General features: G+C 64.4%; 16 protein-coding genes. 7 read left to right on the top strand and 9 right to left on the bottom strand.

All coding sequences use genetic code 11. The annotated features are described in order from the left end of the window. Positions 1-18 precede the first annotated feature (18 nt). The 4 genes from ACFVYC_RS07495 to ACFVYC_RS07480 form a co-directional block, all read right to left on the bottom strand. The gene (locus ACFVYC_RS07495) at positions 19-1710 is read right to left on the bottom strand and encodes a thiamine pyrophosphate-binding protein (protein WP_387548600.1); all 1692 of its coding nucleotides are present in this window, start codon (positions 1708-1710) and stop codon (positions 19-21) included. Positions 1711-1798: 88 nt separating this feature from the next. Beyond that, the gene (locus ACFVYC_RS07490; protein ID WP_387548598.1) at positions 1799-3181 is read right to left on the bottom strand and encodes a 2-hydroxycarboxylate transporter family protein; all 1383 of its coding nucleotides are present in this window, start codon (positions 3179-3181) and stop codon (positions 1799-1801) included. A gap of 143 nt (positions 3182-3324) precedes the next feature. Further along, a complete protein-coding gene (locus ACFVYC_RS07485; protein WP_387548597.1) occupies positions 3325-4197 on the bottom strand; it encodes a hydroxymethylglutaryl-CoA lyase in 873 nt (290 codons plus the stop codon). Next, complete coding sequence (locus ACFVYC_RS07480) at positions 4198-5433, bottom strand: CaiB/BaiF CoA transferase family protein (protein WP_387548595.1); 1236 nt, start codon at positions 5431-5433, stop codon at positions 4198-4200. 338 nt (positions 5434-5771) lie between these two features. Here ACFVYC_RS07480 and ACFVYC_RS07475 point away from each other — a divergent pair, with 338 nt between their 5' ends. From ACFVYC_RS07475 to ACFVYC_RS07465, 3 genes are all read left to right on the top strand, one after another. Then, positions 5772-6842 carry an isocitrate/isopropylmalate dehydrogenase family protein gene (locus ACFVYC_RS07475; protein WP_387548593.1) on the top strand — a complete coding sequence of 357 codons (1071 nt, stop codon included), beginning with the start codon at positions 5772-5774 and terminating at the stop codon, positions 6840-6842. Between the two features lie 129 nt (positions 6843-6971). Then, complete coding sequence (locus ACFVYC_RS07470; protein ID WP_387548592.1) at positions 6972-7961, top strand: NAD(P)-dependent oxidoreductase; 990 nt, start codon at positions 6972-6974, stop codon at positions 7959-7961. Between the two features lie 113 nt (positions 7962-8074). Beyond that, complete coding sequence (locus tag ACFVYC_RS07465; protein ID WP_387548590.1) at positions 8075-8569, top strand: VOC family protein; 495 nt, start codon at positions 8075-8077, stop codon at positions 8567-8569. Positions 8570-8695: 126 nt separating this feature from the next. Here ACFVYC_RS07465 and ACFVYC_RS07460 read toward each other — a convergent pair whose 3' ends face one another. Further along, positions 8696-10504 carry a fibronectin type III domain-containing protein gene (locus ACFVYC_RS07460; protein WP_387548588.1) on the bottom strand — a complete coding sequence of 603 codons (1809 nt, stop codon included), beginning with the start codon at positions 10502-10504 and terminating at the stop codon, positions 8696-8698. A 743-nt stretch (positions 10505-11247) separates the two neighbouring features. Beyond that, on the bottom strand, positions 11248-11982 hold the full coding sequence (locus ACFVYC_RS07455) for a TetR/AcrR family transcriptional regulator (protein WP_387548587.1): 735 nt from the start codon (positions 11980-11982) through the stop codon (positions 11248-11250). A 52-nt stretch (positions 11983-12034) separates the two neighbouring features. Between ACFVYC_RS07455 and ACFVYC_RS07450 the strand changes: the two genes are divergently transcribed. Both ACFVYC_RS07450 and ACFVYC_RS07445 read left to right on the top strand, forming a co-directional pair. Next, a complete protein-coding gene (locus ACFVYC_RS07450; RefSeq protein ID WP_387548585.1) occupies positions 12035-13474 on the top strand; it encodes a flavin monoamine oxidase family protein in 1440 nt (479 codons plus the stop codon). 108 nt (positions 13475-13582) lie between these two features. After that, positions 13583-14065 carry a pyridoxamine 5'-phosphate oxidase family protein gene (locus ACFVYC_RS07445; protein ID WP_387548583.1) on the top strand — a complete coding sequence of 161 codons (483 nt, stop codon included), beginning with the start codon at positions 13583-13585 and terminating at the stop codon, positions 14063-14065. 7 nt (positions 14066-14072) lie between these two features. On the opposite strand, the gene ACFVYC_RS07440 is transcribed toward ACFVYC_RS07445, so the two are convergent. Beyond that, positions 14073-14672, bottom strand: a complete 600-nt coding sequence (locus ACFVYC_RS07440; RefSeq protein ID WP_387548581.1) for a DUF6919 domain-containing protein — start codon at positions 14670-14672, stop codon at positions 14073-14075. Between the two features lie 73 nt (positions 14673-14745). After that, the gene (locus ACFVYC_RS07435; RefSeq protein ID WP_387548579.1) at positions 14746-15345 is read right to left on the bottom strand and encodes a hypothetical protein; all 600 of its coding nucleotides are present in this window, start codon (positions 15343-15345) and stop codon (positions 14746-14748) included. A gap of 161 nt (positions 15346-15506) precedes the next feature. Between ACFVYC_RS07435 and ACFVYC_RS07430 the strand changes: the two genes are divergently transcribed. After that, a complete protein-coding gene (locus ACFVYC_RS07430; RefSeq protein ID WP_387548577.1) occupies positions 15507-15887 on the top strand; it encodes a VOC family protein in 381 nt (126 codons plus the stop codon). A 90-nt stretch (positions 15888-15977) separates the two neighbouring features. Here ACFVYC_RS07430 and ACFVYC_RS07425 read toward each other — a convergent pair whose 3' ends face one another. After that, positions 15978-16382: a DUF5997 family protein gene (locus ACFVYC_RS07425; RefSeq protein WP_387548574.1), complete on the bottom strand. Its 405-nt coding sequence runs from the start codon at positions 16380-16382 to the stop codon at positions 15978-15980. Here ACFVYC_RS07425 and ACFVYC_RS07420 point away from each other — a divergent pair. Continuing rightward, positions 16381-17181, top strand: coding sequence for a LysR substrate-binding domain-containing protein (locus ACFVYC_RS07420; RefSeq protein ID WP_387548572.1), 801 nt, complete (start codon positions 16381-16383; stop codon positions 17179-17181). The two genes, ACFVYC_RS07425 and ACFVYC_RS07420, sit on opposite strands and share 2 nt — an antisense overlap. The last annotated feature ends 168 nt before the right edge of the window (positions 17182-17349 follow it).

Raw genomic sequence — 17349 nt, 5'->3', positions numbered from 1 at the left:
GAAGCCTATGGTGCCCGGCTAACCCTTGGCGGCCACGGATTCTGTCATGAATTCGGCCACGACCTTCTGGGAGATGGCTACGTCGAGGACGAAGACGCCTTCGTCGTTGGTGGTCAGCCAGTCACTGAGGTGCTGCAGGTCTGCCATGGTGCGGACTTTCGCGCCCGAGGTGCCAAGGGCGCGGCCGACGGCGGAGAAGTCCACTTCGTCAATCAGCATTGCCTTATCGTGCAGCCCTTTCGCCGCGTACTGGTGCAGCTCTGCGCCGTAGGCCGAGTCGTTGAGTACCACTACGACGCCTTTGCGGGTGGCGCGGATGAAGGTTTCGAAGTCGGCGAGGCCCATCAGCCCGCCGCCGTCGCCGCTGACCAATACAGTCGTCCGGTCAGGGCGGGCAACGGAGACGCCGGCGGCAGATCCGAAGCCCATGCCGATGGATTGGAATGCGGTACCGACGAAGACCATGGCGTGGGGGTCCGGCACTGAAAGGTACATGGGTGCCCAGCCTATGAAGTGCCCGCCGTCCATCACCACGGACCGTTCCGCCGGCAGGATTCCGTCCAGGGCCGCGACGACTGCCCGTGGATTCAGCCGCCCGTCCGGGCCAAACTCCTCGGGGTTTTCACTGGGCAGGGACGAGCGGAACTCCGGGCTCGCTACTTCAGGAGCAGAGTCCCGCCACGTTGTTGTCGTGGCCGCGGTGACGCGTTCCAGCAGGCCTTCGACAAATGGGCGGATGTCCGCCCGAATGTAGTCCGCGGACGGCAGGTTACCGGGGTCCGGTTCGTTATCGATCCGGATGATCTTCGTGTCCGCGGGGAACAGGGTGCCATAGCGGGTCTGGAACAGGTTTTGGCTGGCCCCCACGACCAGGACCACATCTGCCTGGCGGGCGATGTCCAGGCGATGAAGCCTTGTGAAGCCGCCGGCGATGCCCAGGTCCCAAGGGCTGTTGAATGCGTTGGCTGCCATGAGCGAGGTCATGAAGAGCGCGCCACGGCGGTCCCCAAGCTGGAGAAGGGGCGCGACGGCGTCGGCCAGGATCATGCCGCGGCCGCCCAGGATCAGCGGCCGCTTGCCGGCAGCGAGGACCTCAGCGACCCGGTCGAGGTCGCCGGGATCGGCGGGCCAGGCTGGTTTGGCGGGCAATGGTTCGAGGGGCTGTGGTTCTGAGGGCGGGGCCGTAGCCAGATCGTAAGGGATGGCCAGCACCACGGGCTGGACGGTCTGCAGGGCAAGGTCGAAGGCGCGGTGGGTGATCGCTTCAGCGTTGCCGGGACCGGCCACAAGGGTGAGCACGCCGGCAGCTTCCGCTGCTTTGGCTTGGTCGATGTCGAAGGGCCTGGGGCCGGTGGAGGGCGCGTCGCCTACTACCAGGACCAGCGGGATCCGGGCTATTCGGGCTTCGGCGAGGGTGGTGTAGGCGTTGGTGAAGCCGGCGCCGTAGGTTGTGGTCGCTGCTGCGATTTTTCCGGTTGCCCGGTAGTAGGCGTCAGCCATGGCGACCGTGGCCGATTCGTGGCGTGCGGAGGTGAAGGGGCAGCCCCGGCGCGTCAGTCGGCTGATGAGGTGGACGTTGCCGTTGCCCATGAGGCCGAACAGGTGCCCCGCACGCTCCGCGACCACGTCAGCGACGATCGCGGCCACGTGGCCTTCATCGGGCAGGGCCGCCGTCTCGCCGGGCGGAAATTGGGTGCTGGTACTCGTCATGTCTTTTCTCATTCCTAGGTGGTGTACGTGGAAGCGCCGCGACGGCGGCGCCCGGCTTTGTGCCGGGCGCCGCCGTTCATTCCTGCTGTCAGGCGAGGAACGGGACGATCAGCGACGTCACGAACAGGACCAGTGCGCCGCCGAGGCGGTTGGTCAGGGCTGCGAACGGCATGAGGTGCAGGCGGTTTGCCGCGCTGAGAACTGCAACGTCACCGCTGCCGCCGGTGTCTGCCATGACCAGGCCCGGGGTGATGGATGCTTCGACGAAGTTGAACTTCACCAGCCATCCCAGGATGCCTGAGGTCAGGGTGGCGATGACGACGGTGCTAATGGTCAGGAGGATGAACAGGGGGTTGCTCAGCGAGGCGATCACTTCGGTGATGTCAATGTAGGTGAGGCTGACGCCGACCAGGAGTGCAGGAACGAGGACGGTGCCGATCAGATCGCCCCAGTCAGCGGCGGAATCCTCGACGTCCTGGGGGAGCAACCCGAAGATTTTGACGAGGGCGGCCGCGATGATGGCCCAGGCGTAGGGGTGCAGGCCGCCGGGAAGGAGGGCTGCGATGAGTTCTCCGAAGACAAAGAGGCTGCCGGCGATGAGCAGGCCCTTACCCAGGGCGATGAAGGAGGACGTGTCGCGCTTCGGGGGAACCGTGAGTTCGTCGGAGCGGCCCTTGATCCGCAGGAGCTGGCCGTGGCCGTTGAAGCCAACGAAGAGCTGCTTTTTGCGCTTGCCCAGGCCGTTATAGATTCCGGCGATGAGGATGCAGACGATGTTCGCCATGACGACGGCGGACATGAGGTCACCCATGAAGGCCGCGGAGTCACCACCGGTTTTCGCGGCATACATTTCGGACATCGGCAGGGCGCCGACTCCAAGGCCGCCGGCCATGATGGGGGCTGCGATGAAGAGGATGCCTTCGATGAACCCAAACCCGGTCGCTGCGGCCAGGAGCCCCACCAGGACGAAGGTAGCGATGAGGCAACCCACGATGGGTACTGCGAAGCGGGGGCCTGCCTTCAGCAGGAGCGCACGGGGCATGCCCAGGATGGCGCCGGCGATGATGCCAACGACGAAGAAGTCCAGGAAGCCGTGGCCGTCGACGAAGTTCCGTACCACGGTGACCAGGTTCTCGGGCATCAAGCCGAAGAAAGCCAGTGTGGCCGGTGCGAAGGTGCACAGGACGGTTGGCAGCCCGAAGTCCCGGACCACCGGGAACAGGTTACCGATCCAAATAAACAAGCCGCCAAGGAGGATTGTGGTGGCGAAACCGGCAACCATGGTGTCGGGAAGGTTGCCGGTGAGGGCTGCGGCGAGGACGAGGCCCGCCAGGACGAGATAGAGGGGAGCAGGGACGCTTGAGATTTTGAATCCTAAGCGGCCTGGGTAGTGGGTGCCCGGCCGGGCGCCGACAGTTTTGGTGACGGGGTGTTCGATACCGCCGGCGGGGCCGGGGCTTGTCTCGCTCATGGCGTCATCCATAGGTTCGCTGGTGGTTTCCGTGGTGCGTGGGTTTGTTGACATCATCGTCTCCGGAATGGTGGGTGGGAACTGTTTTCTTGTGGAGGGCTCAGTGAAGTGTTGTGTGGCTCAAGGGGATTCGGGCGGGAGTCTTAGCGCGCCGGGTCCAGCAGCGCGGCGGGGGAGTGCGCTACGACGTCGCGGGCAAGGCGTACGGCGTCGGCCAGGCGGTCCTCGTCGATGCCTGTCTCGTGGCCGGCATCGTGCAGGTAGCGGACCAGCTCTTCGGTCGCGATGTTGCCGTGGGCGCCGGGTGCGAAGGGGCACCCGCCGTAGCCGCCCAGCGCAGAGTCAAAGCGGACGACGCCGGCGCTTACGGCAGCACCCGCCGTTGCCAATGCCTGGTGGTGGGCGTTGTGCAGGTGGAGGTAGTAGGTCAGATCCGGTTCGGCGTCGCGTACGTGGTTCAGGCTGGCCAGCACCTTCTCGGTGGGCGTGGTGCCCAGGGTGTCGGCCAGGCCGACGTCCTTGATCCCCATGTCCGAGAAGGCCCGGACCACGCGGAGCAGATGCTCAGGGTCGATGCTGCCTTCGAAGGGGCAGGTAAAGGCAGTGGAGATGCCCGCGAAGAAGCGGGTTTCCGGGTACCGGCTGACGGAGGCAGCGATGCCGGCCAGAGCGTCCTCGATGGCTTGCCCCGCATTCGCAGTGCTGTGCGCCTGGCTCGCGGATGTGACCACCTGTATGTCGGTGGCGCCGGCCTCAACGGCCCGTTCGATGCCCTTCCCATTGAGGGCGAGGCTGGTGTAGGCAATCCCCTCAACGTGCGGCAGCGAAGAGATGACTTCGGCGGCGTCGGCCATTTGCGGTATGCGCTTCGGATTCACGAAGGAGGCGGCTTCGATGCGTTTGATTCCAGCGGCAATGAGGGCCTGGGCTATTTCCAGCTTGTGGGCCGTGGAAACGATGACCGGTTCGTCCTGCAGGCCGTCGCGCAGGAAAACGTCGGTGATATCCACCTTCATTCAGCGCACCTCCTGCAGTCCTAGGTCGTCGATCTCGTCAGCGTTCATCCCGGCGAGTTCCTGGAGGACCTCTTGGGTGTGTTGGCCCAGCTCCGGGCCAACCCACTTAACCTGGCCCTCATGGCCGGGGATCTTGGGAACGACGCCGGGGAAGCGGATCAGCTCGGGTTCGTTGTCGATGACCACCTGGTGGGTCTGGATCATGTCGCGGGCCAGGTAGTGCTTGTCTACAGCGATGCTGGGCGCGTCGTAGACGGGACCTGCCGGGACGCCGGCGTCGTCCAGCTTGTCCAGAACCTCAGCCAGGGGCATGCTGCCGGTCCAGGCCGAGATGGCGCCGTTCAACTCTTCCTCGCGCGCACCGCGGCCCTGGGTAGTCAGGAGGGTTTCGTCCTCGGCCAGGTCGTCCCGGCCGATCGCCCGCATGAGCCGGATGAACACGGAGTTCGAGTTCCCCCCAATGACGACCTCAAGGTCGTCGCCGCAAAGGTACGACCCGGTGGGCACGACACCGGGCAGGGCGCCGCCGGTGCGCTTCCGGATCATGCCGTAGGCGTCGTAGTCCGGGACGAGCGATTCGAGGAGGCTGAAGACGCCTTCATAGAGTGCGACGTCGACTACCTGGGAGCTGTCGGTCTTCTGCCCGAGGGCTTTCTGGAGCATGAGCATCAGGGCGCCGATCACCCCGTACAGACCGGCGACCGTATCGCCCAGGCTGGCCGCCGCACGGCCGGCTGGCCGGTCCGGCTCGCCCGTGATATAGCGCAAACCTGCGAATGACTCTGCGGAGCTGCCGAACCCGGCGCGGTTCTTATAGGGGCCGGTTTGGCCGTAACCGGAGATCCGGACCATCACAATACCGGGGTTGAGCTCCTGAAGAACGTCCGGCCCAAGACCCCACTTTTCAAGGGTTCCGGGACGGAAGTTTTCGATCACCACATCGCACTGGGCCGCGATCTTCTTGACCGCCTCGCGTCCGGCCTCGGAACGCAGGTCCAGGGCGACGGACTTCTTGTTCCGGCCGATAGTACGGAACAGCATTGAGGTTGTTCCCCGGGTCTTGCGCCAGTCGCGCAGCTCATCGCCGCCCTGCGGCTTTTCAATCTTGATGACTTCAGCTCCGAAATCACCAAAAATGCGGGCTGCGAACGGTCCAGCGATAAAGCTGCCGAGCTCCAGCACACGGATGCCTTGAAGCGGGAGGGAGTTCCCCTCAAGGTGAAGTTCCTGCGTCATGTCTGTCCTGCCTGCGTCGTTGAGTGCAAAATTACTCAGCAATTTCCCACTGAGTGGGATAACCTTGTCATCAAGCGGATAGACATTAGCAGTGGACTGTGATGCGCGCAACAAGTAATTCCCAAGGCGCACCATTCCGCCTCAGACTCCTCCGGCAGGCCGACATATCCGCCTTGTGAGCCACGTCATCTTCTGCTAACGTCTTCCCACTTGGCAAACGAAGCTTCCCACTAGATGGGAACTGCTCTTGGGTAGGGGTGCCGCGGAGGCGCGGCTTCCTGCCCCGGGCAAGCACTCCGCGCCGGACCGCGCACACTCTTATCAAGGCAGGAAGACCAATGACTCACTATGACATCGCTGTCATTCCCGGAGACGGAATCGGAACCGAAGTCGTCGACGCGGCTCTGTCGGTACTGAAGGAATGCGAAACACGCTACGGGCTGAAGCTGAACTACACGTTCTACGACTTCAGCGCAGACCTGTACCGACGTACCGGACGAAAGATCACTGCTGCCGATATGGATGAGATCGGCAAGAAAGACGCTGTGCTGTTCGGCGCGATGGGGCTGGCGGACGTTCGCGGACCCGAAGGCCTTGAACTGGGCGCCCAGGTGGAAATGCGGGCCCACTACGGGCTCTTCTCAAGCCTCCGGCCCGTTCGGCTTTTCCCGGGAGTCGAGAGCCCTGTCAAGGCGAAGAACATCGACATGCTCGTCATCCGTGAAACCTCCGAAGGGATGTTCGCAGGACTGGCAGATCACCATGAGCCCAGCGACGAGAGTGCCAGTGACCGTATGACAATCACCCGGGCCACGTGCGAGAAGCTCTTCGACGTCGCCTTCTCACAGGCGCGGGCGCGCCGCAAGCGGGGCACTCCCGGACACGTAACGCTGCTGCACAAATCAAACGCCCTGCGCAGCAACGTTTTGATGGAGAAGGTTTTCGACGAAGTCGCGGCCAAGAACTCCGACATCGGAAGCGCGAAATACTACATCGACGCTGGGTCCATGTATATGGTGACCGACCCGGAACGCTACGACGTCGTCGTCTCAGAGAACATTTTCGGCGACATCCTTTCAGAGATCGCCGCTGGACTCGTCGGCGGTCTTGGCGTCGCGCCTTCTGCTGACGTCAGCCTTACACATGGCGTGTTCCAGCCCTCACATGGAAGTGCGCCCGATATCGCCGGTAAGGGCATCGCAAACCCGACGGCGATGATCCTTTCTGCTGCGATGATGCTGGAGTGGCTGGGCGAACGCCGTGGAGATGAGCTCTGCACCCAGGCAGCACAGAACATTCAAAGCGCCGTCGAGGCGGCACTCGTAACGGGACCCCTGGCACGTGACCTGGGCGGGACAGCCAATACCCAGGAAGTGCTGGAGGCTGTCCTCAACGCCTTGCCGGCATAGCTGATGGGTAGGCCGGCCCGGACACCCCGCCGTGGCCATGACCGGCCAGCACCGTCGCAAACCCGTGCTCGGCATGCATAGAGCGTCATGTCGCCGCCGACAAATACTGACTCAAGAAAGATGCCACGAATGACATACAAGGTTTTGTTCGTAAACCCGCTGAACGATTACATCGACCGGATTCTGGAATCGACGCCAGAGGGTTATAACGTGAAAGTGATGCCGCTAACAGCGGATCTGGCGGAAATTTGCCGTGAAGCTGAAGACGCAGATTTCCTGATCTCCGGCGTAGATGTTCCCGAAGAGGTGTTCCGGGCTGCCAGGAACGTGCAGTTTATCCAGTACATGAGCTCCGGTTATGGGCAGCTTCCGGTCGCCGTCCTGGACGAACTGGGCGTTCCGGTTGCCCAGATGAAGACCCACTCCATCTCTGTAGCAGAGCATGCCCTGACGTTGATGCTGACGGTGATGCGGCGGATTCCAGCCTCTACGCAGCTGCTGCGCGACGGTAAATGGCGCGAGGACCTGGACGAGACGTCCTACTCGGAGCTGTACAACAAAACAGTTGGAATAGTCGGACTGGGAAACATCGGACGCTGGATCGGCAAGATCGTCCACCACGGTTTCGGCGCCAATGTGGTCTTCTACGACAACGCGGAGATTCCGTTGACCGTTTCGGAACTGATCCCGGCCCGTGCCGTCCCGTTGGAAGAGCTCATGGCAGTGTCCGACGTCGTCTGCCTGAGTCTTCCCCTGAACGCGCAATCGAACAAGTTGATCGGGCGGGACGAACTTGCCCTCATGAAGCGCAGCGGCGTTCTCGTCAATGTCGGCCGCGGCGAAGTGGTGGACCAGGATGCTCTCATCGAGTTCCTGCGCGAGGGGCGCATCGGGGGAGCCGGACTTGATGTCTACGAAAAGGAGCCACTGGATACCGCCAGTGAACTGCTGAACATGGAACAGGTTGTCTGCACCCCCCACATGGCAGGCGTTGGCTGGGAAAACGTTCAGCGCAGGATCGCGACCGTGTGGCAGAACTTCGACGCGGTCCTCCGTGGCGATACTCCAAGTGGAGTGGTAACTGCGACGAAGCGCGCGGTCAGCGTCACCACCGTCTAAGTCCCCCGGGCGGAGCCGCGACAGCCCGGCGGCTCCGCAGGGGACTTTCATCAGCAGCAAGAACTCCTCGAGACCGGGTGCTGCGTGAGTTCACACCTTAAGGAGTGTCTGTAATGAGCCGTCGTCGAGTATCCAGCGCCCGGGGAGGCGGCGTCGACTCCGTTACCCTGGCCGAAACCAGCCGGCCGCGGCACGACGGCGTCCGGAAGATCGACCATGTGGCGATGGCGGTCCACGATGCGGACGCGTCGTCTCAGTGGTTCGAAGAGGTTCTGGGACTGCAACGCATCCATGACGAACTTGTCCACGACGTCGGCCTACGCCTGTTGTGGCTGGCGCCCGCGGACGCCACGGCCGGGATCGGGGAGGCGAGCTTTCAGATTGTCCAGCCACTGGGCCCAGGAGCGATCGCGGACTTCCTCGCCCAAAAAGGTGAAGGGTTGCACCATGTTTGCTTCGCCGTCGACAACGCTGAGGACTTCCTGAGGTCCAGGGGCCAGATGGGCGGGATCTTCACCGGCGGGTACGGCCTGCCATGCGCGTTCCTGAGGGCCGCCCCGGAGGGCATAGCGATAGAGATTGTGCAGCGGGAACACCCTGCGTCATAGGGTGGCCACAGCGGGCCCCTTCTTTTCAACCCGTTAGAGCGATCGACAGACGGAGAAGGCTCCGTCCCATCTGGGACGGAGCCTTCTCCGATTGGTCGGACCTGTGAACCGCTTCAGCGGATTTGGCTACCTTGTACTGACGGATACCGTGAGGGATCCGCCGGCGGAGGACGTCAACTTGATGGTTGGCGTCACCGGTGCAGCCGAGTTACGGGCCCGGATCGTCCAGCTACCGTCAGCGGCGACCACCGCGGTGCCGATCCGCACACCATTGGCGTTGGTGGCCGTGATCGTGTTGCCGGTGGTGATGCTGGCGCTTCCACCAAGCCGCCATTCCCGCTTGTCAGCGCGGAACTCGGCCGTGGCCGTGAGCTGGTCCGCGGGAGTCAGGGTTGCCGAAGCACCGGCACCAAAGGTTGCTGGAGCGCTCTCGCCTGCTGCGCTGGTAGCGACCAGCTTGAGGGTGTAGGTGGTGCCATTGGCCAACCCGCTCAGCACAGCGCTACGTGCTGCTGCGTCCGTGTTCACCGTGACCGCTGTTCCTGCGGCCGGCGTGGCCGTCAGGACGTAACCGGTAACCGGCGTATTGCCTGCGGCTGCACCCTGCCATTCGACAGTCGCGCCGCCGTTGCCGGTGGTCACGCGAACGACGTTGGGAGCGGCCGGTGCCGTCAGCTCTCCTGCCTTTGTGGAGAAGGCCACTGATGCCGCTGAGGAATTACCCGCACTGCTATTAGCCGTGACGACGAAGCTGTACTCCGTGCCAGGTGTCAGCCCGTCGAGCTTGGCTGACGTGGCACCGCTTCCTACCGTAGCCGTAGCGACTACTTCCTCCCCGGAGCGCGCCTGAACGGTGTACCCGGTTACAGCCGAGCCGTTGGCGGCGGCCGCGGTCCACGTGATATCCGCTGAACCGAGCAGAGAGCCATCGTTCACTGCCACGTTGGTCGGAGCTGCGGGTGCGGAGGCTGCGGGAGGTTCCTCGGCAGACGTTACGGTAACCGTGCCGGCCGCCGCAGGGGTACTTGACTGTCCGTTTATCGCCACTACCTTGACCGGGTATGCCTGACCGTCCACCAAGCCGCGGATGGTTGCGCTTGTTGCTTCGGCTCCTATCTTGACGCTAATTTCCTGGTCCAGAACAGTGTCCTCCGCGATGACTTCGTAGCCGGTGATGGCAGGAGCGTCCGCGGGGACAGTGGCAGCTGACCAGGTGGCGGTAATGCTGTTGTTGCCTGCCGTGCTGGCGAAGGCCTCAGTTGGTTGGTTGGGTGCTTGCCCGGAAGGCCCCGCGGGGCATCCGCCGAAGCCTGGGCCGTCGATCTCCTTGAACTCGGAGATGGTCAGGCCGAGCTGAGCTTCAACACCAGCGGGTTCTGCCTGCCAGCTGGCGACGGACGGGTCGCCAGCAAAAGCGGCGTCCCGCTCGGCTTCAGAGAAGAAACTGTACGTTACCGTGAATTCGCCGTTCGCAGCGTTGCCTTCGACCGTGTAGCCGGCAGGTGTCTCATCGTCGGGCCAGCCGATTGCCCGTTCGCCGATGCCCATATCCCTCATGTCGGGGTTGACGATCTCCACCGCCATGCGGGCGATGTCGACGTCCGCGCCGTACTTGCCCTTGACCACAACCTGGCCCTCGACGTCACCGGCGACGTCCGGAGTGGGCGTCCCGTCAACCGAGTCGACTGAGGTGATGACCGACGTGCCTGCTATCGCTCCGTCCCCGCTGCCATCCTCAAACTCGACCGTGACTTCGTCGCCCCCTGTGATGTTGGGTGTGACCACATCCCAGCAGGAACCTCCCGGGTGATTGACCTCAAGGAAGCCTGTGGCATCGACCACGCCGTGTGCGACGCCGATGAGGTTTCCGCCCCGGGACACGCGGATGGTTGCGTCCTGCCCCGCCTGTGCAGCGTATCCCTCGATTGCGACCATGTCGCGTTTGGTGAAAATTTCAATGTTGCCGGGACCGACCGGGGGGTTCGCCGCCATTACAGCGGACGTGCCAACTCCCACAAGTGCCAGCGCGGTGGTTCCTGCGAGCAAGCCAGTGATACGCCTGCTTGAGGACGAGTTACCGGGCCAACCGGGAGGAACGTGCCTTCGAATGCTCATTTGAGTCCTTTCCATGTCGGGGCTCTCAGGCCCCGGCGTCTCAGCTGCATGATGGACGCCTGCTAACGAGTGATACCAACCACTCTCAGGAACCCGGGTTGGAGAAACGTTAGAAACCCGGTTGCAAAAACCTTGGTGCAGCCCCGTTTCCAGGCCGAAATCGTTGGGCCTTGCCTGAAATGTGCCGCTTGCACCGGCGACGTCCAACACGGGGTTTAAGTTGGCCTGATGGGACCGTGGCAGCTGACGCATGGGAGATCGAAAGCGGCAAAGGGTGAATACTTTGGGGTGGTTCCCAGGCGCGGGCGCAGAGGTTAAGATGCTCGGCTCGCGCGCGTCGTGGGGCTTGAACAGGGCGCTGGAATGGCGCGCCTTCACTTACCCTGCTGTACAGGGAAGCCTGCGAGCCGGGCCCGGCGGTTCTCAATCAGGGGATTCCCGAACAGCACCAGCGTCTCCGGGGCACCTTGTAGAAACCTGAGATAGGGCAGCGCGACCTCGGAAGGACCGTCCAAACGGACGGCTTAGGTGCTCAGTGCGGTTGAACCGTCCATTGGCAGCCGCTACCCCCGCAGCGCACCCAGCCCCGAAATCAGCGCCTCCAGTCCCAGTTCAAATGCGACGTCGGCCGGGCGCACCGAGGGCTGCCCCAACGAAGCGCTCCGCACCGCAGCAGTAAAATGAGGCGTCGCATCAGCCATCGACCCGGCATCAAAAATGTCCTCCGGCGCAGTCACATCGTAGGCCGAGCCGAAAATAAAGGACTCCAGCGCCACAATGGAGGAGACAATCCGGTCCTGGGGAAAGCCGGCGTCGAGGAAGCCCTTGCTCACCGTCTCGTACATGGCCAGCGTCTGCGGCGCGTCGGTCACTGGAAGGACGGCAATGACTGGAATCAGCGGGGTGTGCTCGGCGAAAACATTGCGGTAGCTCCACGCCCAGCTGCGTACGGCGTCCTCCCACGGTGCCGCGCCGAAATCCGAGACGTCCACCAGCGAAGTCAGGTGGTCCTCCACCAGGAGCAGGACGTCCCGTTTCGCGGCCACATGGTTGTAAAGGGCCGACGGCGCCACGTCCAGTTCCTTCGCCAGGCCCGCCATGGTGAGCCCGTCATAACCTTTCCGGTTAATCAGTTCCAGCGCGGCCGCAGTGATCCCGCCCTTATCCAGCAGCGCTGCCGAGGGCCGCCCTGCCCGCCTGCGGGCGGGACCTCCGTTAGCGTCCGCGTTTGACGCGGAGCGTCCCTGTACGGCTGGTCCTGCCGGCATCACTGCCCTTTCTCTGGTGGTCACCAGCATTATTCCACCCGGTACTTCCAGTCCCCGACAGGAACGGCTATAGTTCTACTAAATGAATGCCATTCATTTAGTGCTCCCCATCACAGGGGAATGCAGAGAGGACATCATGCAGAACCTGAACCGCGACGTCGTGGTCGTTGGAGCCGGACCCTCGGGACTCACCGCAGCCCGCGAACTGAAGAAGGCCGGCCTCACTGTCGCCGTGCTTGAGGCCAGGGACCGCGTGGGTGGCCGCACCTGGACCGACACCGTGGACGGCGCCATGCTGGAAATCGGCGGCCAGTGGGTTTCCCCGGACCAGACCGTGCTCCTGGACCTCCTCCAGGAACTGAACCTGAAGACCTACCCCCGCTACCGGGAGGGTGAGTCCATGTACCTCGGCGCGGACGGCATCCCCGTCCGCTACAGCGGGGAAAGCTTCCCGGTCAACGCAGGCACCGAAGCCGAAATGGACAAGCTCATCGCACTCCTGGACGGGCTCGCGGCCGAGATCGGCCCCACCGAGCCCTGGGCCCACCCCAACGCCAGGGAGCTGGACACCATCTCCTTCCACCACTGGCTCCGGCAGCACTCCAGCAATGAGGAAGCCTGCAACAACATCGGCCTGTTCATCGCCGGCGGCATGCTCACCAAGCCGGCCCACGCGTTCTCAGCCCTGCAGGCCGTCCTGATGGCAGCCTCCGCGGGCTCCTTCACGCACCTCACGGACGAGGACTTCATCCTGGACCGCCGCGTGATCGGCGGGATGCAGCAGGTCTCCCAGCTGCTCGCGCAGGAGCTGGGGGACGACGTCGTCCTCAACTCCCCGGTGCGCACCATCAACTGCAAGCCGGACGCGGACGGCGGGCACCGCGTCACCGTCGAATCGGAACGTGCCGCCGTGAACGCCAGATTCGTGATCATGGCGGTGCCGCCCAACCTCTACTCCCGCGTCTCGTTCAACCCGCCGCTGCCGCGCCGCCAGCATCAGATGCACCAGCACCAGTCCCTGGGCCTGGTCATCAAGGTCCACGCTGTCTACAGCCGGCCGTTCTGGCGGAACTCCGGCCTGTCCGGCACCTGCTTCGGCGCCGGATCCCTGGTCCAGGAGGTCTACGACAACACCAACTTCGGCGACGCCCGGGGCACCCTGGTGGGCTTCATCTCCGACGAGAAGGCCGACGCCGTCTTCGAGTTGGGTGCCGAGGAGCGCAAGCGCGCCGTCCTGGAGTCCATTGCCGGGTTCCTCGGCGCCGAGGCGCTGGAACCCGAGGTCTACTACGAGTCCGACTGGGGCTCGGAGGAGTGGACCCGCGGCGCCTACGCCTCCAGCTATGACCTCGGCGGCCTCCACCGCTACGGCAAGGACCAGCACGCCCCCGTCGGGCCCATCTACTGGTCCTCCTCGGACCTGGCCGCGGAGGGCTACCAGCATGTTGACGGCGCCATCCGGATGGGCCGCCTCACGGCCGCCCGCATCTGCGAAGCCGCCCGCATCGCCGTGCCTGCCTAAGTCCCGGAGGGCGCGGGAAAACTCCGCACCGGCTGGAATATAAGCATGCTTACCAATAGGCTGGACCGATGGGGAGCGTCCCCGCATGCAGACGAACGAGGTGAAAATATGACTGACACCGAGAGCATCAGCAAGGTCACGGACATCATCAACCATTCCCACATCGGAATGCTGACCACCATCAACGAAGAAGGCGCCCTCGTCAGCCGGCCGCTGGCGGTCCAGGATGTCAAGGACGACGGCGACATGTGGTTCTTCACCGGCCTCGGCACCTCTCAGGTTGCCCACGTTCGGGCTGACCCGCGCGTCAACGTTTCCTTCGGCAAGAACACCGAATGGGTTTCCGTCGCCGGGACTGCCGAGGTGGTGACGGACCGGGAGAAAATCCGAGAGTTGTGGAACCAAGCGGTTGAAGCATGGTTCCCGGACGGGCCGGATACCCCGGAGGTATGCCTGCTCCGCGTCGACTCCGATTCGGCCGAATACTGGACCAGCCCCGGCGGGACCGCCGCAACAGTCCTCCAGTGGGTCAAGTCCAAAGTCACTCACAGCCGGATGAGCGTAGGCGAAAGCGGCACCGTAGAGCTGTAGGAAGGCCCTACGATCCGTTCAGGGCGCCGAGGACGGCGGGCAGCAGCACGTCGTCCCGGCCCCAGAACGGGTCCAGGACCTCCACGTACCAGGAGTCGGCGAGCAGCAGCGCCAGCGTGTCGTTGGTTTCATCGGCCCAGTCCTGGATCTGCTCCTCCGTGACGGGGTTCTCGCTGGACCCCAGGACGGTTACCACCTCGCCGCCGTCCAGGGTGACCGGGATGGCGGCGTTACTGGATTCGCCGGGGGAGTGGACCACGGTGACCAGTTCGGAGCGCGTGGACAGGGCCAGGAGTTCCGCGGCGGCTTCCGCGCCGCAAAACCCTGTGACGTACTGGCGCTGGGCGATGCCGGCGGAACGCAATCCCGGCTGCGATTCCTTGGTGAACAGCCCGTTCCGGTTCAGTTCAGCAAGCGAGACGGCGATGGGTGCGGTCTCGGCGTCGTAGCGTGCCGTGAAGGTGGCCGGCTGGAATTCACTGTGTCCTTCAAGCCAGCGCGCCGTGAGTTCGCCGGCAGCGGGCAAAGTGGTGGCCTGGCGCCAGGCGCCCCGGTCCTCCAGCCGCCTGCCGAACTGGTCGCGGTCTTCCGTTTCTTGAGGCTCCATGCTTCGGATGCTACGGCGCTGCGCCGCCGGACTCCAGCGCCTCCGACACAGCAGTTCATGCGCCACCCGGCAGTTAGTGGCCGCCTGCGGGGATTCCTGCCGCCTTTTCGGCGTCGGCGAGGGCGCGGCTGAAGCGTTCGACGGCGGGTGGGTACCCCTGGTGCCCCGCGGCCCGGAGTTGCTCGGCCTCGCGCATTGCCTTGATCACGGCTGCGGTCTGGGGCAGCCGGACATCGGTCATGGCCGGGTAGTCGATGCAGAACGCCGGATCCAGCTCGTATCGTCGCCAGCGCTCCAGCAGCACGCTGTGTTCAGCCTGCGCGGCCGTGTGCAGGGGCAGGTACTCCCGGCGCTGCCGTCGGAGGGACAGCCAGGCCACGATCCGCGGAGTGCCCCTGTACGCAGCGACGCCGGAAGCCACGGCCGCACCGGCAAGGAAGAGCCCGGCCCAGGCGGACGAAAGCGCCGGGATCAGCAGGGCAGGCAGGGCCACCGCTGAGCCGAGGAACAGATCCCAGAACAACTGGTCCGAACGCTCGGGTTCCCCGCCCGGCACGGCGAGGGACCGCCGTCGGACCTGGAAGACAGTAGCGGCCACGCTGACAACCAGCACGGTTCCGCACAATAGAAGGATCCAGGCCCCCTGGAACAGGGATTCTGCGATGGCTGCCACCTTGCACCTCCACGTCCACAGGCCCGGCGCTAAACGCCGGGCTGGTCCTTCCATTCCAGCGCCTCCCCGCGCCCCGGTCAATGGGCAGGCGGCCGGGTGGCAGGCCGGAGCACGGGCTGCCGGGACTTTCCGGCCAGGGGTGCGGCACGTACCTTGGGACCATGAGACTCAAAATGTGCAGCATGCATGTCCTGGACCCCGCCGCCGCCCATACCTTCTACACCGAGACGCTTGGCTTTGAGACACTGATGGCCATGCCGGAGTACAACCTGTACATCATCAAGGACCCCGGTGCCGGCCAGGGCTCAGTGGGCCTGCTCCTGGAACCGAGCGACAACCCGATCGGCGCCAGCTACATGAATGCCGTGCACGACGCCGGGCTCCCTGCCATCGTTTTCGGCGTCCCGGACGTGCGGGCGGAGTATGAGCGGCTGGTGCAGGCGGGCGTCAGCTTCAAGAGCGAACCGGCTGAAGACCCCTCTGGAGTCAGCGCCGTGTTCGATGACGGCTGCGGCAACTTCGTCCAGTTGCACCAGGACTGAGTTGCCCCTGGCATAACAGAGGCTTGTTCGCGGATCCGGACCATCAAGGGCCGGATCCGCGAACAAGCCCAGGTTAAGGGACTGCCCGGATTACTCGGCCTGGGCGCGGGCCCGCTTGGCGTCCTTCTTCGCGGATTCGTCCTTCACCCGCTGGGCTTCGGCCCGGACTGCCGCGTGGGTGGCGCGCTCGCTGACCAGCCACGCGGGGGGAGCCTGCAACAGCGCGGTAATTTCCGCCGTCGTCAGCGCTTCCTCAACGCCACCGCGGGACAGCCCGCTGATGGACACGTTCAGCTTCTGAGCCACCACCGGGCGGGGGTGAGGTCCGTTGCGGCGCAGTTCTGCCAGCCACTCCGGGGGGTTGGCCTGGAGCTCGGCGAACTCGGCGCGGGTGATGGTTGAATCCTGGAACTCCTGCGGTGTTGCGGGCAGGTAGATGCCAAGTTTCTTGGCAACGGTGGCCGGCTTCATGGACTGGGAGTTTGCAGAGGTCATGCTTCAAGGGTATCCGGGCGGACGGTACTGTGAAGACGTGCCCACCGACAACGCCCCCCAGACAGACACCGGTCCTGCAGGGTCAGCTGACCGCGCTGAGCCGGACGCTCCGCGCGTGCTCCGCGTCGCCTACGTGGCCGGGGTAACGCCCGGCAAGTGGATCCGCCGGTGGGAAGAGCGCGTGCTGGACGTTCCGCTGGAGGCGTTTATGTCCGACGACGGCGCGCAGGTTCAGGTGCTCCGCGACGGTTCCGCGGACCTCAGCTTTGTCCGCCTTCCGGTGGAGCGCGAAGGCCTCAACGTCATTCCGTTGTATGAGGAGCAGCCCGTGGTGGTTGCCCCCAAGGGCCACGAAATCTCGGTGTTTGAGGAAGTGGCCTTTGCCGACCTCGAGCAGGAAGCCTTCCTGGACGTCACCGCCCTGGGGGGTCCGGAAGCGGCCCTGCAGGTGGTGGCCACCGGCGCAGGCCTGGTGGTCCTGCCCATGTCCGTGGCCCGGCACTTCAACGTCAAGGACACCGTAGCGCGGCGCCTAACCGGCGCCCCGGCCACCGGAATTGCCGTCGCCTGGCCCGCGGATTCCACGGACGAGATCATCGAGGAATTCATCGGGATAGTGCGCGGACGTACCGCCCAAAGCTCCCGGCAGCCCTCCGCCCAACCCGTCCAGGCCAAAAAGGAGCCCAAGCCGGACCGGCGCGGTACCGGAGCCAAGAAGGCTCCCAAGGTGGCCCAGCGCTACGCCCCGAATCCGGACAAGGGCCGGGGCAAGGGCTCCCGGAAAAAGGGCAAGCGCTAGCACCCCTTAGGCACCAAAAGGGCCGGCTCCGTTCGGAGCCGGCCCTTCTGAACCTATGCGTCCCTACGTGTTCTGGACGTTGGTTTTGGCGTCGGTGGCGCGGTCTTTGACGTCGGTGACGGCGCCTTGGCCTTCGGCTTTGACGTTTTGGGCGGCGTCAGTGGCGGT

The sequence above is a fragment of the Pseudarthrobacter sp. NPDC058329 genome, assembly GCF_042879835.1.
In the GTDB taxonomy this organism is placed as follows: domain Bacteria; phylum Actinomycetota; class Actinomycetes; order Actinomycetales; family Micrococcaceae; genus Arthrobacter.
This window is presented reverse-complemented; position numbering and strand designations above follow the sequence as displayed.